The sequence below is a fragment of the Lacihabitans soyangensis genome, from assembly GCF_024343775.1.
Lineage (GTDB): Bacteria > Bacteroidota > Bacteroidia > Cytophagales > Spirosomataceae > Leadbetterella > Leadbetterella soyangensis.
Genome location: NZ_RJUF01000013.1, coordinates 1 through 14423 on the forward strand (window position 1 = coordinate 1; position 14423 = coordinate 14423).

Consider the following 14423-nt stretch of genomic DNA (forward strand, 5'->3'; position numbering starts at 1 on the left):
CCTCAGCCAATGTTCATGACGTAAACTATCTTGGAATGATAGACAAAAAAGAACAACTTGCAGGTTATGAGTTAATTGCAGACAAAGGTTATCTCTCATTGGGCTATCAAACATCTCTTTTTGAACAAGACAAAATCAGACTAATAACACCAATTAGAGGTAATATGAAAGAAAGAGTAGATGTGTGGAATAAGTCTTATCGATATATTAGAAAAAGAATTGAAACACTTTTTTCACAACTCTGTGATCAAATGATGTTTAAAAGAAACTACTCAAAATCATTAGATGGCCTGCTTACAAGAGTCGTTGCAAAGGTAAACGCTGTAGCTGTTTTACAATTCATAAATATGTCAAACAATAGACCAATAAATCAGTTGAAGCATGCCATGTTTATTTAAACCGCACAAGGGGTTGATATACTTTTATTTGGTGGCTTGAGTTTCAAAATAAATTCCTTGATCAAAAATTTTCAAAATGAATTTCTATCGTATTGGTTAATTTTTGTGGTTGGCCAATTTCTGAATTATTTGTTACATACAAAAAGGTATACTATTTAAGCTATGAGTAAGATTCGAAAAGCGGTAAAACAATAGATGGAAAAAGTGTAGGACAATGGTATTTTTATTATGAAAACGGTCTTCCATATTTGTTTGGTTCATATGTGGATAGAAAAGAAGTTGGTTTATGGTATGAATGGTGTGAAAATGGTAATTTAAAAGAGATTTTAAATTTCGTTGATGGAAATTATATACCTGTTTATTTCGCAACAGAAAGTGGTGAAGTATTAATGAAAGAAAGTACTTGGATAAGATTTGAAAAATTTTGTGCAGGAGGGTTTGATATTTTCGAAACCTCTTATAAAGAAGGTGTTTTAATAAAACATGAAAAAGTAGGCAGTGTTAATTATTTAAGTTTTGAATAAACTAGATTGTTAAATAGCTTTAAAGATGATTTATTTGAAAGAAGCAAACGATAATTTAAGGGAAATTCTAACCAAGTTTCGTGAGGATAAAAAGGGCAAACATATTAGTGAGCACATTATTGCCTCTGAAATAGCACTCTCTCTCTCGGATTTATTCTTGATTAATGGAAGGGAAATTAGTAGTGAAGAAAAAGAATGGTTCAGGGCTGGAATTTATTTAGACTACATTTTTGGCGGAAGTCCTTGGGAAGAAATTCTTGTTAGATACAATAAAGTATGTTTGGAATTGCAAAATCTTGGACAGCTTTGATCTAGTGCGAAACAAATAATATTGTTGAGAAACTAACGTAGTTTTGAAAAAGAACGCATGAAATTCTTATCTCCGACTATAAAGAAATTTCGGTGTTGAATTAATCCTATGCTCTCTATCTGACTATGTGTTTAAAATAAATCACCCCAAAACCTCCACCGCACCCAGCACATTTTCAGACAGATTTTTGAGCCATTTGAGTTGTTCTATAATTACTTTGGCCTCTTGAAGTTTGCTTCGCATTTCGGTGGACATGGTCATAATGCCTGATTCTATTTCTAGGTTTCTTTTCAGATTAAGTTCCGCATATTTTTTTTCTAAAATCTCGAAGGCTTCAAAACACTTGTCTGGGTTTTTAGCCACACTTTTTCCTTTCAAAATAGCTATGGCATTTTGCAGGTTTACACAAATGTAATCCATGATAGTTTCAAAGCTTTCTGAGGTATTGGTAGTTTTATGGCTTTGAATATAAGCCGAATATGCCGCTATTCCGGAAAGAAAACTATGATTTAATAAAACGGCAGCATAGATATTGCTCACCTGGTTTTTCTTTGATTTTGGCTCCTCTTGCAATCTTTGAAATGCTCCGTTCAAATTGCCATTTTTAATGAAAGCATCTTTGCGAATCAATCGGTAAGCCGTGTCAGCTTCTTGTTTCGTTCTGTAAAGGTTATTAACTGCTTTCAGGTAGTTGAGATTCGCAATTAGGGCTTTTCGAATGGCATCTTTGATATTTTCTTTTTCCCAAACCGGCCAAATAAAATACATGGCAAAAAGTGAAATCAAAACGCCAACGAAAGTGTAAAGTCCACGGTTAAGAATGATTTCGATGGAGTCGTTTTCGTTTAAAACGTATAAAAGCAAAATACTGATTGTAATTCCAGCCGAAGCAATTTTATAGTTTTTGTTGATAAACGAAAAGCCAACCAATAAGGAAATGGCCGCCGTGGTGCCATAAACTACATTGTTTTCGACAAAATAAACCAATGCCAAGGTAAAAATCATCCCTAGGATAGTGCCCGCCATGCGGCTTTTGGCCCTATTTTTTGTAAGGCCATAGTTGGGTCTGAGAATCACCATGGTGGTTACAATAATCCAGTTGGTGTAGGTGGGGTCAAGTGCCTGGCCTATTATAAAACTCAACAAAAAGGCCATGGTCAGTCGAATGGAATGCCTAAAAATAACCGACTCGGTGTTAAGGTTTATTTTGATAGTATTCCAAGAATAGTTTTGAGTGGTGATAAATTGGCTGTTTCTTTTTGGTACCAATTGTGACTCTTGCAACAGGTTGTTATAGATGTTGTCTATCAGTTTTAGCTTTTCTAGCTCTCTTTGTTCGTGGTCTAACAAGTTTCTCATCATCAGAGCACCTTCACGAGCTTTAGGGAGTTTTACAGCATCTACGTATGCTTTTATACTTTCTTCTGCATTGATTTGAGCCTCATCAAGCTTCGACTCTAACCGAAACGGTTTACTGTTTCTAAGTGCTTCGCTAAGTTTTTGTAGTTCATCGGCCACGAGACCAGAGGTTTTTTGAAATGGTAGCAGAAGGTGTGTATATTCCCCCAATTCCTCTTCAAATTCGTCAAAATCAGGGTTCCAAGCAATGGCCATTTCGTACAGATCTATCATTTCTATGAAAAGCAAGTAGAGTTTTCTGTTTTCAGAGGTTGATAGTAATTTAGACTTTTCTGACATCAACATACTCCGAAGTAACTCGTGGTTTTCGTTGATTGCACTTTGGGTTTTCAGCAACCTATACTGTAAATCGGGAGTGTTTGTCGTGGCATTCCATTTGATATCATCACTCATTTTCAGGTAGTTGGACGTCAGCTCTATGCATTCTGCCAATAACAACTGGATGTGCCTTTTCTGAAAAATAAACTGGCTTAAAGCAGAAACAATTATACAGACAATTCCGCCAAGGCCTACTAGTTTTAGGATTTCTAACTCAGGTAGCGAGTATTTATGCAACATAAAGCCCATTACTACCGCAAATAGACCTGCAAAACCAATCATAGACCCACGAAAACCAAAAACAGAGAGCATGGAGGAAGCAAAAACGAGTAATGCAAGTATTGGAATGCGGATGTAATCAGGAAAATTTACCGACAATAAGAACCCTGAGAGTACTATCAAGCCCAATGAAAGGCTGTAAAACATACCTATGATTCTGTTTCTGTTGGTGCCTTCTATGTTTGAAAAGTAGGCAAACATTACTCCAACCACAATAGACATACCAGCCGGGTAATTATCTGTTGAGAATCCCCAATAAATAGGCAAAACCAACAAGACACTGACAATGCTAGCTCTGAAAAAATCGAATGAGTTGATATGTTTGTTAAGCTTTTGGGGCAAGATGCTGAAATGTTTTTCTCAAAAATAAAACATAAAAAAACATATTATCGCTTTTTTAGAAAAAGGCTTGGTAATCTTACGTTTTGGTAAGAAATATTACATAAATACTGAAAAAAATGTTTCTATTTTGTGCATAAATATTTAAAACATGACAAATCGCTTAGCAAAAGATTACTGGCTGGTTGGAATACAATTCTTTTTGTTTTTCCTATTTCTTTTTCCAACGAACTACCATTTAGAGATACCCGCTTTTTTGCAAATTCCGAGTTTGATTCTGGCCATTGTGGGCTTGATAATTGTTCTGGTAGCTTTATTCAATCTCGATAAAGCCTTGACGGCATTTCCAACGCCTAAAAATAATTCTGAATTGATAACTTCTGGCGTCTACAAATGTGTGCGACATCCTATGTATACCGGTATATTGTTAACTGTTTTCAGTTTTGCTTTTTACTCTGAGTCTTTTTCTAGACTGACTATTTCAGTACTTCTCATGATTTTGTTTTATTTCAAAACTAACTACGAAGAGCAGAAACTCTTACAAAAATACCCTGTATACAATGCCTACAAAGCCCGAACAGGTAGATTTGTTCCGAGATTTTAGGAATTCATTTTTACTACTACTTTACCCAAGTGCTTGCCTTCGCTGAAATAATTAATTAACCTTGGAATTTCCTCAAATCTATAAGGCCCATCAATTTGTATTTGTATTTTCTTTTCTTTAATTAATTCCAAAACCTCATTCAGGCCCTTGTTGGGTTTTAGTGCCAACACTTCCAATTTTTTAGTTGAAAAAAGCGAGATAATTTTTCCCAACAAATAAACTCCCAAAAGTCCTTGTATTCTGCCGCCAATGGTGATGTATTTCCCACCAGAACTTAAAGACCTCAGATAGGAAGAGACTGGTTTGTTTGTTTTACAATCCAAAATGATATCATACTTTTCGTCGTTTTGGGTAAAATTTTCCTTTTTGTAGTCTATCAATCTATCATAGCCGAGATGCTTTAAAAACTCAATTTTCTCGGCTGAATCTACTCCAGAAATTTTGCAATCAAACTTTTTTGCCAACTGAAAAGCGAAATAACCTACTCCTCCACCTGCACCGTTAATGAGGATTTTTTGACCGTTTTTTAAACCACCTATTTGTTCGAAAGCTTGCAAAGCCAAACCAGCAGCGTGGGGGATTGCCGCTGCTTCTTCCATGCTTAAGAAATCAGGTTTTTTAAGAAGAGCGTTCTCGTTGATACAACAAAATTCGGCATAACTACCGAAACCAAAATCCGAAATATCGCCAAAAACGGCATCACCTTCTTTAAATAATTGTACTTCGGAGCCAATTTTAACTATAATACCAGCTAGTTCTATGCCAGGTGTAGGATTTTTTGGTTTCCAAAAACCAAACATCAACCTATACAAATAAGGTCTGCCGGTTACCAAACTCCAGTCAAAATCATTGATAGTGGTTGCGAACACTTTTACCAAAACTTCGTTGGGTTGGGGTTCGGGTGTTGGTATCTCGGCTACCTCAAGAACCTTTTCAGGATTTCCATAATTTTGGTATAAAAGGGCTCGCATATTTTCAAAAATTATATAACCCAAAACTATAATTTTATTTTTTTTAACTGAAAGAGTTTTTGATAGATGTTCAGTTAGCTGTTTCAGTGGCTTCTATCAAGGCTAAATATGCTCCTGCCGGATCTTGAATTACGGCAAACATATCTTTGCCCATTTTTCTTGGGCCGTCCATTGTTTTTCCTCCCAGTTTTTGACAGTTCTCTAAACTCTCCCTGAGATTTTTGACAATCACATAGTTTAGCCATTGAGAGGGAATGTTGGCATTGGAGCCTTTTTTATGGCAAATACCTGCTATGCATTCATCACCTGGTTCAAGTGCGTTGTGCACATTGTAGTCTACGTAATCGGCTACTGGTTGCTCGCTAAATGTCCAACCTACCACCGAGCCATAGAATTCCTTAATCTGCTCGGCATTTTCTACCGTCAAATCGGTCCAAAGTATTTTTCCTTTTGCTTGCATTTGTTCTTATGTATGAAATGTCACATTTCCTTTAGGGTTGCTGACCTAGTTTTGTGATATAAATAATTCTGGATTCAATTTAATATTTAATGATTCTACAATTGAAGTTTTAAAGTTTATTTTTTATATGAAAATATCGTCATATATTTGAATTAATTTTATTTCCGATTTGTTGGTCTTTTATGGTACAAGAAATTAACTTAGAGAAATTCGAGAAAGCGGCGTTTATCCTCAAAACGGTAGCCCATCCGATGAGATTGGCCATTGTTGAGTTGTTGAATGCCAATGAGTCACTTTCGGTAAATGAGATTTGTGAGAAACTGAATAGCGAACAGTCGCTCGTATCCCACCACTTAATTAACATGAAACTAAAAGGTATTTTACAGTCAAGTAGAGAAGGGCAGTTTATTAATTATTCTTTGAAATTGAAAGAAATCAATAACTTGCTCGATTGTGTAGAAAACTGTACCTGTCACTTTTAATATTTTTTTTAAAGACTATATGATAAAAACAACATATATTCATAAGTCTATGGTTTAAGTAGATTACTTTGTTTGAATTTTGATTGGAATAATGGAAATAATTGGATTTTTCGGTGCTCTAATAATGGGCGTATCGCTGGGTTTAATAGGAGGTGGGGGATCTATACTCACTGTACCTATTTTAGTCTACCTTTTTCATGTGGACCCTGTTTTGGCTACGGCTTATTCGCTCTTTATTGTTGGATTTACCAGTTTGTTGGGCTCTAGCAGTCATATTAGGCAAGGAAACATCCATTGGCGAACAGCCTTGGTTTTCGGTATTCCATCTATCATAAGTGTGTATATCACTCGGCAGTTTCTGGTGCCACTTATACCGCAAGAGATTTTTAGTGTTGGTGATTTTCTGATCACAAAACCGGTTCTGATGCTTTTGGTGTTTGCGGTTTTGATGGTCATAGCCTCTTACTCCATGATTAAGCCGGGTAAGAATCAGGTAGAAGGAGCGGTAGAGGAAGTAGATTATAGGTATTTACTGATTCTACTCGAAGGCTTGGGAGTAGGTATGATTACAGGTTTTGTAGGTGCTGGTGGAGGTTTTTTGATTATACCTGCTTTGGTACTTTTGGCCAAACTACCTATGAAAAAAGCCGTAGGTACTTCATTGGTTATCATTGGGCTAAAATCACTTATTGGTTTTATGGGTGATGTGAATGGCAATTCACTGATAGACTGGAGATTCCTAGCCATTTTTACGTCTATTGCCGCTTTGGGTATTTTCTTGGGAAGTCATTTTTCTAAGAAAGTCAAAGACGAGAAACTCAAGCCTATTTTTGGATATTTTGTCTTGATTATGGGTATTTATATTTTAGTAAAGGAACTGATTTTTTAATTTGAAATTAATAGAAACCAAAATAAAGCTATGCTAATAGAACAAATTTATACGGGATGTTTGGCTCAAGGAGCGTACTATGTAGAGTCCGAGGGCGAATGTGTAATCATCGATCCACTCCGTGAGGTTAATCAATACATTGAAAAGGCTACAGAAAACGGAGCGAAAATTAAGTATATTCTCGAAACACATTTTCATGCAGACTTTGTGAGTGGTCATTTGGAGCTTTCAAAAAAAACTGGGGCTACCATAGTTTATGGCCCAACAGCCAAGCCAGATTTTGAGGCATTAATAGCCACAGATGGTCAAATCCTGGAAGTGGGAAAGCTAAAAATCAAGGTTTTGCATACACCAGGACACACCATGGAGTCCACCACTTATTTGTTGTTTGATGAAAACGGCAAAGAGTATTGTATTTTCTCTGGTGATACTTTGTTTATTGGTGATGTGGGTCGTCCAGACTTGGCACAAAAATCTGACCTAACGATTCATGATTTAGCTGGTTTTCTTTTTGATTCATTGAGAAACAAAATAATGACCTTGCCAGATACGCTTTTGGTATATCCTGCCCATGGAGCGGGTTCGGCTTGTGGTAAAAACATGAGCAAAGAAACCTATGACACTTTGGGCAACCAAAAGATGTTTAACTATGCTCTACGTGCAAATATGAGTCGTGAAGAGTTTATCAAGGAAGTAACGGATGGCTTAGAATTGGTGCCACCGCCGTATTATTTCCCTAAAAATGTAATGATGAACAAGACAGGTGCAAAGGACGTAGACATGGTAAAATCCCAAGTGCAAGCTCTTTCGCCAGCCGCTTTTGAGGCTGCTGCCAACGAAACTGGTGCTATTATGATTGACACTCGTCCGCAACAAACTTTCAAAAACGCATTTGTGCCAAACTCTATTTTTATAGGTATCAAGGGTGATTTTGCTCCTTGGGTAGGTACACTTTTGACTGATATTGAGCAGCCTATCTTGATTATTGCCGACGAAGAAAATCGAGAGGATGTAATAACAAGACTTTCAAGAGTGGGTTATGACAACATCATTGGCTACTTGGATGGTGGTGTAGAGGCTTGGACAGCCGCTGGAAAAGAAACTGACAGCATAGAATCCATCAGTGCTTTAGAATTTGCTGAGAAATTTAAGGCAGCGGAAGGCAAAATATTGGTAAAAGACGTAAGAAAACCTACCGAATATTCAGCAGAACATGTGGATGACGCCATGAATATTCCTTTGGCGAATTTGAGCAAGAACATGACCGAATTCTCAAAAACAGAATCCAATTACTTGCATTGTGCCAGCGGTTATAGATCAATGGTGGCGGCGTCTATCCTCAAATCCCGTGGTTTTGACAACGTAGTTGATGTGGCTGGTGGTTTTAAGGCTATTGCTGAAACTGACGTTCCGAGAACTGATTTTGTTTGTCAAACCAAGATGAAGTAAGAAAATTTTTAAGGGTTAAATAGTAATCCAATAATTGGGGTTCAGTCTCTGTACCCCCAAATTATTTTTCTAATTTTCGCAATAGTATCATTTCAAGAAAAAACATTATTAATTCACCCAAATCCGTTTTTTTGAATTTAACCTTTCATCCAACTGTTTTTTATAAGATTATTTAAACCAAAAAAAAATATAACATTATGTTGGAATTTATAAAACAGCCCTGGCATTGGTCTATTGCCGGCATATTCATCGGCCTCACGGTGCCAGTTCTCTTGATTATTGGGAATAAAAACTTTGGAATTTCGTCTTCACTCAGGCATTTGTGTGCTGCATGTATTCCTGCCAATATTCCTTTGTTTAAGTACAATTGGAAAAACGAAATGTGGAATTTATTCTTCGTAGTTGGCGTGTTATTGGGTGGTTTCATTGGTACTTTTTGGCTCGGAAATGATGCCGAAATACAAATAGCACAGAGTACCATTGACGATTTACGAGTTTTGGGTGTAAGTGATTTTTCAAATCTAATGCCTGCTGATATTTTTAGTTTTGACAATCTTTTCACACTCAAAGGCTTATTTTTCTTCGTGATTGGAGGTTTTTTGGTGGGTTTTGGGACAAGGTACGCTGGTGGTTGTACCTCAGGACATTCCATTATGGGTTTGGCTAGTTTACAATGGCCTTCATTGGTAGCTACCATATTTTTTATGTTGGGTGGTTTTGCCATGACGCATTTCGGCCTTCCATTAATTTTTAACCTCATTAACAAATAAGACATGAAAGAAGATAAAAATCCGGTGTGTGATGCACCAAACGAACTTATTCAAAAAGAGAGTTTTTTGTCTAATATCAAATACCTGATAGTGGGTACACTTTTCGGTATTGTGTTTGTAAAAGCCGAGATTATTTCTTGGTTCAGAATCCAAGAAATGTTTAGAATGCAGAGTTTTCATATGTATGGGGTCATTGGAACCGCCGTAGTTGTGGGTATGATTTCTTTGTTTATCATCAAGAAATTCAACATCACAACACTTAATGGAGAAGAAATAGTGATAGCCAAGAAGCCATTTTCTAAGGGTGTTATTTATGGTGGGTTTATGTTTGGACTCGGTTGGGCCATTACTGGAGCTTGTCCGGGGCCATTATTTGCCCAAATTGGCTCTGGCTATTTGGTAGTTATAGTGACTTTCCTAAGTGCCATGGCCGGTACTTGGACCTACGGCTTGCTCCAAAAAAGCTTGCCGCATTAATCGTTTAAACGATTCAACCTTATGAAAAATAATAATGCAGCTGCAAGAAGAAGTTTTTTGAAAAATTCGCTATTGTCTGTTCTAGGTTTGGTAGTTACACCATTGGCCAAGGCTGAAGAAGGTTTGACGTTAGAAACTGCAAAACTAGGTAATACCATTACTTTTTTGATTACTTCAGACATTCATGCCCAGGTAAACACCCACGACGAGTTTTTCTTTGAAAACGGCAAAAATGTTTTTAAGAAAAGAGGAGGATTGGCTGTTTTAAAAACCATGTTGGATACCCTGAAAAAACAAAATCCTGAGCATACCATTGTCTATGATGGAGGAGATTTTTTTCATGGCCACGCATTGGCCACTGCCACAGAGGGTGAAGCATTGATACCCATTTTTAACAGTCTTGGGTACGATTTGATGCTACCTGGCAACTGGGAGGTGGTTTATAAAAAGAAAAAAATGCTCTACGATATGGGGCATTGTCATGCGGCCAAAATATGTGCAAACATGTGGCATTCGGCTGATGATGAGGCCAAAGGAGAGTTAGTTTATCCACCTTTTTGGATAAAATACATCAATGGAGTGAAAATTGGCGTGATTGGCTATACCGATCACTTGGTGCCGAAACGTCAGTCGCCGGCTTATAGCGAAGGCTTAAGGTTTGAACATCCCGAGGCCAATTTGGCTAGATATGTGAAATATCTAAAGGAAGTTGAAAACTGTGATATTACCTTGGTAGCCGCACATATAGGATTGGCTCAGCAAGTTGGATTGGCTAATAATCCTGCTGCAGAAGGTGTAGATTTAATCATCGGTGCCGATACGCACGAGCGTTTGCGAAAGCCTATTCAAGGAAAGTATTGCCCGGTGATAGAGTGTGGCTCATTTGGCTCTTTTGTGGGTAAGCTCGACTTGATCATTGAGAATCAAAAACTCAAAGAATTTAAGTATGAATTGCTCGATGTTGATCCAACCAAATACAAGCCCAATAAGGACTTACAAAAAGTTATAGACGATGCCATGAAGCCACTAAAGGCTGATTTGTCCAAAGTGATTGGTTATTCGAAAACCCCATTAATGCGGTACTATGTAATGGAAACTCCTATGGATAATTTCATTACCGATGCTCTAAAATGGAAATTAAAGCCTGATATTGCATTATCGAATGGATTTAGATTCTGCCAGCCTTTATCGACGCCAAACGCTGACGGTTTGATACCCATTACCAGAGAGTTTTTGTCAAATATGTTGCCCGTTAATGGAGAAACCAAAAGTGGAATTGTAACAGGCAAACAAATAATGGAATGGGCTGAAAAAGAGCTTCAAAATGCCTTTGCTACCGATCCATCAAAGCGTTTCGGTGGTTGGTTTGTACGGTATTCTGGCATGGAAATGAACTTTACGACCAAGAATGCATTTGGCAAACGTGTAAATTGGATAAAAGTTGGCGGCCAGCTACTGGATATGGAAAAAGAATATACCATAGTGGCGTGTGAACGTGATGGCGATCCGAAGGATACGCTTTGTAGGTTTGAAAATGTTAAAAATCCAACAAATCGCAAAATTATGTTGCATGATTTGATGGAGGAATACTTGAATGTACACTCACCGATTTCACCAAAACTTGAAAAACGGGCAACTGCTACGGACGAACCCGATACTTTGTTGACGCAACTTCGTGGTTATGATTATGAGTTTATGTGAAATAAAAAATTCTAATAAAAGATAAGTATAGTATTGATTAGTAAGGACCTAGCGTCTTTGCGACCTAGCGGTAAAACATTTAAAGATGAAAAACGAATTTGTAATTTTCAAAATACTCAAGTCAGTGCTTTTAGCTCTGGCCTTATTGGCTTTTACATTTGTTATGGTCTTTATCACTGGTACATCTGAGTTTTTTTTCAGTAAAAAAGATAATGTAGAGATAGCAAAAGACACCGTAATTTATCAAAAACCACTTTGGCAAGCCATGAGTATGGATGCCTTGGTGCACGAAAAAGACCCCGAATTGATAAAATATGGTAAAGAACTCATAGCCAACACCTCCGTGTATCTCGGCCCAAAGGGCAAGGTTAGGGCGATGTCTAACGGCATGAATTGTCAGAATTGTCACCTTGACGCCGGCACTCGACCTTGGGGCAACAACTACGGAGCAGTATTATCAACTTATCCGAAGTTCAGAGGTAGGAGTGGTTCGGTTGAAAATATTCAAAAACGAATAAATGATTGTTTTGAAAGAAGTCTAAACGGTCAAGCTCTAGATACCAATAGTCGAGAAATGTTGGCTATCAAGAGCTACATAGAATTCATTGGGCAGTTTGTGCCGAAGGATTCTATACCTGCAGGAACGGGAATTACGAAGGTGAAAAATCTTAAACGTGCAGCAGATCCCGTGAGAGGTCAGCTGGCGTATGAACAAAAGTGCGTAAGCTGCCATGGGCAAAATGGCGAGGGTGTTATGAATGCCGAAGGAAATGCCTATACTTATCCGCCTTTGTGGGGGCCACACAGCTATAACAGTGGGGCTGGGCTTTACCGCCTTTCCAGATTTGCGGGTTATATAAAGTCTAACATGCCATTTGGGGCCACTTATGATAAACCGCAACTCAGCGATGAGGAAAGTTGGGACATAGCGGCATATGTCAATTCGCGACCAAGACCAAGCAAAGATTTGAGCAAGGACTGGCCAAAAATATCAGCCAAGCCTGTGGATCACCCTTTTGGGCCTTATGACGATGGTTTTTCGGAAGAACAGCATAAATTTGGACCATTTAAACCTATAGAGGATTTCAAGAAAGCCAAAAACAAAAAATAGATTCTAAATACGTTTTAAAATACTCATCATGAAAAAAATACTCTTCTTCTTCCTTATTGCAACATCTTCGGTTTTCGCCCAAAAAATAGATGACGGTAGCAAACATAAAACCGTTTTTCAATTCGTTTCCGGAGATACTTTGTCGCAAAAATCACTCATCAACAATCTAAAAAACTTCAAAGAAGGCTGGCCAAAGTCACAAGTGGAGGTGGTTTTTCATGGAAATGGTATTTTTATGGTCATGACCGAGAAAACTACTTTTGCAAAAGAACTTCAGAATTTTGTCGAAAAAGAAGGTGTCAAAATGGTGGTTTGCGAAAACACCATGAAACAGAAAAAAATCAAGAAAGAGCAACTCTTGCCTTTCATGCAAACCGTGCCTATGGGCATTGGCGAAATCGTGATAAAACAAGAACAAGGCTGGAGCTATATTAAAGCTGGTTTGTAAGTCTGGAAGAGGGCTTTTACCATACTCTTATTCTGTTTTTTACTCTATAGTGTTTATTACTTTCTATGAAATTTATCCTCACTTGTTTACTGGTGTTTGGTTTTTTCTTTGCCCAAAGTCAAGAAACAAAACCTGATACTTTTTCCTTAAAACGAATTTTTACCAAAGGCAATTTAAAAGGTTCTATTCGACAATTTTCGATGTTTACAAATAACTCCGAAGGCCTGACTGATTATTATGCACTTGCCATAGGAGGCGGTCTGAACTACGAGTCAAGGAGATGGAAGAACTTCCAAATCACCTTTGGTGGTTTTTTTGTACATGATTTGGCCTCCAGTGACTTTTCCAAAATAGACCCCGTAACCAATACCATCAGTAGATACGATGCCGGACTTTTTGATGTTCTTGAACTTAACAATAGCCTCATTAGTCGGGTTGAAAAGTTAAATATCGAGTATTTCTTCAAAAAATCAAGTTTGACTTTTGGCAAACAAATTATAAAATCGCCCTTGGTAAATCCGCAAGATGGCCGAATGACCAGCTCGATGATGGAGGGGATTTATGGTGACTTTAACCCCACAAAAAAACTGCACCTAGAAGGTGGTTGGTTGTATCGTTCTAGTCCTCGGTCAACGTTCGAGTGGTTTAAAATTGGTAATTCCATCGGTACTTATCCAATGGGCGTGTCTGTGGATGGCAAAAAGTCGAATTATTTGTCAAAAGTTGATTCCAAGGGTTTGTTGATAGTTGGGGGTAACTATGCATTTTTGAAAAATACCAAACTCACAGCCTGGAATTATCTGATTGAAAATGTGAGCAATACCTCTTTTTTTCAGTGGAATCATACCTTACCAAGGCGTAAAATTTATTATGGTTTGCAATTGATTAGTCAAAAGGCTTTAAATTTTGGCGGAAATACGGATCAAATCAAAACCTATATGGCTGCTGGCAGTAAATCACTTGTTTTGGGCTCTAGTTTGGGTTTAATTTGGGGTAAAAACAATTTCAATCTCAATTATTCAAGAATTACTGAAAAGGGCAGGTTTCAGTTTCCAAGAGAGTGGGGGAGAGATCCTCTTTTTACTTTTTTGCAGCGTGAACGCAATGAGGGCTTGGGAGATGTGCATGCTTTTACGAGCAATTTTTCGAAAAGCTTAGCAAATAAAAAGCTTCAGTTGGACATAGGTGCAGGTAAATATGTATTACCTGACGTAAAGAATAGTAGACTTAACAAATACGGCATGCCTTCTTATTCTCAGCTAAATGTTGGTATGAAATATTCGCCAATAGGTATGTGGGACGGTTTAGATTTTCAAGTTTTGTTTGTAAAAAAATGGAACAACGGCGAACTTTATAACGATGAAAAGTACCTTATCAACAAAGTAGATATGAGCAATACGAATGTGATTTTGAATTATAGCTTTTAAAAAGTTTTTTTAGGTGAATATTACGGTTTTTTTTTCGTGGGTTTTGA

The 14423-nt window shown here is 37.5% G+C and carries 16 protein-coding genes; 13 read left to right on the forward strand and 3 right to left on the reverse strand.

Going from position 1 to position 14423, the window contains the following annotated elements; translation table 11 throughout:
* The 3 genes from EGI31_RS06775 to EGI31_RS06785 form a co-directional block, all read left to right on the forward strand.
* Nucleotides 1–398, forward strand: a 398-nt coding sequence (locus EGI31_RS06775; RefSeq protein ID WP_255036436.1) for a transposase, incomplete at its 5' end; no start/stop codon positions are given.
* 263 nt (nt 399–661) lie between these two features.
* On the forward strand, nt 662–922 hold the full coding sequence (locus EGI31_RS06780) for a hypothetical protein (RefSeq protein ID WP_255036437.1): 261 nt from the start codon (nt 662–664) through the stop codon (nt 920–922).
* 34 nt (nt 923–956) lie between these two features.
* Nucleotides 957–1232, forward strand: a complete 276-nt coding sequence (locus EGI31_RS06785) for a hypothetical protein (RefSeq protein WP_255036438.1) — start codon at nt 957–959, stop codon at nt 1230–1232.
* Nucleotides 1233–1373: 141 nt separating this feature from the next.
* Here the strand turns inward: EGI31_RS06785 and EGI31_RS06790 are convergent, their stop codons facing one another.
* On the reverse strand, nt 1374–3590 hold the full coding sequence (locus EGI31_RS06790) for an FUSC family protein (RefSeq protein WP_255036439.1): 2217 nt from the start codon (nt 3588–3590) through the stop codon (nt 1374–1376).
* A gap of 148 nt (nt 3591–3738) precedes the next feature.
* Between EGI31_RS06790 and EGI31_RS06795 the strand changes: the two genes are divergently transcribed.
* The gene (locus EGI31_RS06795; RefSeq protein ID WP_255036440.1) at nt 3739–4191 is read left to right on the forward strand and encodes a methyltransferase family protein; all 453 of its coding nucleotides are present in this window, start codon (nt 3739–3741) and stop codon (nt 4189–4191) included.
* On the opposite strand, the gene EGI31_RS06800 is transcribed toward EGI31_RS06795, so the two are convergent.
* Together EGI31_RS06800 and EGI31_RS06805 are read right to left on the reverse strand one after the other, a co-directional pair.
* A complete protein-coding gene (locus tag EGI31_RS06800; RefSeq protein WP_255036441.1) occupies nt 4188–5162 on the reverse strand; it encodes an NAD(P)-dependent alcohol dehydrogenase in 975 nt (324 codons plus the stop codon). The genes EGI31_RS06795 and EGI31_RS06800 overlap by 4 nt on opposite strands.
* Nucleotides 5163–5232: 70 nt before the next feature.
* Complete coding sequence (locus EGI31_RS06805; protein WP_255036442.1) at nt 5233–5622, reverse strand: VOC family protein; 390 nt, start codon at nt 5620–5622, stop codon at nt 5233–5235.
* 182 nt (nt 5623–5804) lie between these two features.
* On the opposite strand from EGI31_RS06805, the gene EGI31_RS06810 reads away from it, so the two are divergent.
* The 9 genes from EGI31_RS06810 to EGI31_RS06850 all read left to right on the forward strand — a co-directional run bounded on the left by EGI31_RS06810 (nt 5805) and on the right by EGI31_RS06850 (nt 14376).
* Nucleotides 5805–6104, forward strand: a complete 300-nt coding sequence (locus EGI31_RS06810) for an ArsR/SmtB family transcription factor (protein ID WP_255036443.1) — start codon at nt 5805–5807, stop codon at nt 6102–6104.
* A gap of 91 nt (nt 6105–6195) precedes the next feature.
* Entirely contained in the window at nt 6196–6993 is a 798-nt protein-coding gene (locus EGI31_RS06815) for a sulfite exporter TauE/SafE family protein (protein WP_262925369.1), read from the forward strand.
* Nucleotides 6994–7023: 30 nt separating this feature from the next.
* Nucleotides 7024–8442 carry an MBL fold metallo-hydrolase gene (locus EGI31_RS06820; RefSeq protein ID WP_255036444.1) on the forward strand — a complete coding sequence of 473 codons (1419 nt, stop codon included), beginning with the start codon at nt 7024–7026 and terminating at the stop codon, nt 8440–8442.
* A 197-nt stretch (nt 8443–8639) separates the two neighbouring features.
* The gene (locus tag EGI31_RS06825) at nt 8640–9212 is read left to right on the forward strand and encodes a YeeE/YedE family protein (protein ID WP_255036445.1); all 573 of its coding nucleotides are present in this window, start codon (nt 8640–8642) and stop codon (nt 9210–9212) included.
* Nucleotides 9213–9215: 3 nt separating this feature from the next.
* Nucleotides 9216–9689 (forward strand): DUF6691 family protein, encoded by a 474-nt coding sequence (locus tag EGI31_RS06830; RefSeq protein ID WP_255036446.1) that lies wholly within the window; start codon nt 9216–9218, stop codon nt 9687–9689.
* Between the two features lie 21 nt (nt 9690–9710).
* The gene (locus EGI31_RS06835) at nt 9711–11390 is read left to right on the forward strand and encodes a bifunctional metallophosphatase/5'-nucleotidase (protein ID WP_255036447.1); all 1680 of its coding nucleotides are present in this window, start codon (nt 9711–9713) and stop codon (nt 11388–11390) included.
* 85 nt (nt 11391–11475) lie between these two features.
* Nucleotides 11476–12501 (forward strand): c-type cytochrome, encoded by a 1026-nt coding sequence (locus EGI31_RS06840; RefSeq protein ID WP_255036448.1) that lies wholly within the window; start codon nt 11476–11478, stop codon nt 12499–12501.
* Between the two features lie 28 nt (nt 12502–12529).
* A complete protein-coding gene (locus EGI31_RS06845; RefSeq protein WP_255036449.1) occupies nt 12530–12949 on the forward strand; it encodes a DsrE family protein in 420 nt (139 codons plus the stop codon).
* A 65-nt stretch (nt 12950–13014) separates the two neighbouring features.
* Nucleotides 13015–14376, forward strand: a complete 1362-nt coding sequence (locus EGI31_RS06850) for an OprD family outer membrane porin (protein ID WP_255036450.1) — start codon at nt 13015–13017, stop codon at nt 14374–14376.
* Nucleotides 14377–14423: the final 47 nt, after the last annotated feature.

What these genes read in the sequence shown, in the direction of transcription:
- EGI31_RS06840 (WP_255036448.1), top strand. Translation starts at nt 11,476, where the DNA reads ATGAAAAACGAATTTGTAATTTTCAAAATACTCAAGTCAGTGCTTTTA.
- EGI31_RS06810 (WP_255036443.1), top strand. Translation starts at nt 5,805, where the DNA reads ATGGTACAAGAAATTAACTTAGAGAAATTCGAGAAAGCGGCGTTTATC.
- EGI31_RS06820 (WP_255036444.1), top strand. Translation starts at nt 7,024, where the DNA reads ATGCTAATAGAACAAATTTATACGGGATGTTTGGCTCAAGGAGCGTAC.
- EGI31_RS06830 (WP_255036446.1), top strand. Translation starts at nt 9,216, where the DNA reads ATGAAAGAAGATAAAAATCCGGTGTGTGATGCACCAAACGAACTTATT.
- EGI31_RS06850 (WP_255036450.1), top strand. Translation starts at nt 13,015, where the DNA reads ATGAAATTTATCCTCACTTGTTTACTGGTGTTTGGTTTTTTCTTTGCC.
- EGI31_RS06835 (WP_255036447.1), top strand. Translation starts at nt 9,711, where the DNA reads ATGAAAAATAATAATGCAGCTGCAAGAAGAAGTTTTTTGAAAAATTCG.
- EGI31_RS06800 (WP_255036441.1), bottom strand. Translation starts at nt 5,162, where the DNA reads ATGCGAGCCCTTTTATACCAAAATTATGGAAATCCTGAAAAGGTTCTT.
- EGI31_RS06795 (WP_255036440.1), top strand. Translation starts at nt 3,739, where the DNA reads ATGACAAATCGCTTAGCAAAAGATTACTGGCTGGTTGGAATACAATTC.
- EGI31_RS06805 (WP_255036442.1), bottom strand. Translation starts at nt 5,622, where the DNA reads ATGCAAGCAAAAGGAAAAATACTTTGGACCGATTTGACGGTAGAAAAT.
- EGI31_RS06825 (WP_255036445.1), top strand. Translation starts at nt 8,640, where the DNA reads ATGTTGGAATTTATAAAACAGCCCTGGCATTGGTCTATTGCCGGCATA.
- EGI31_RS06815 (WP_262925369.1), top strand. Translation starts at nt 6,196, where the DNA reads ATGGAAATAATTGGATTTTTCGGTGCTCTAATAATGGGCGTATCGCTG.
- EGI31_RS06845 (WP_255036449.1), top strand. Translation starts at nt 12,530, where the DNA reads ATGAAAAAAATACTCTTCTTCTTCCTTATTGCAACATCTTCGGTTTTC.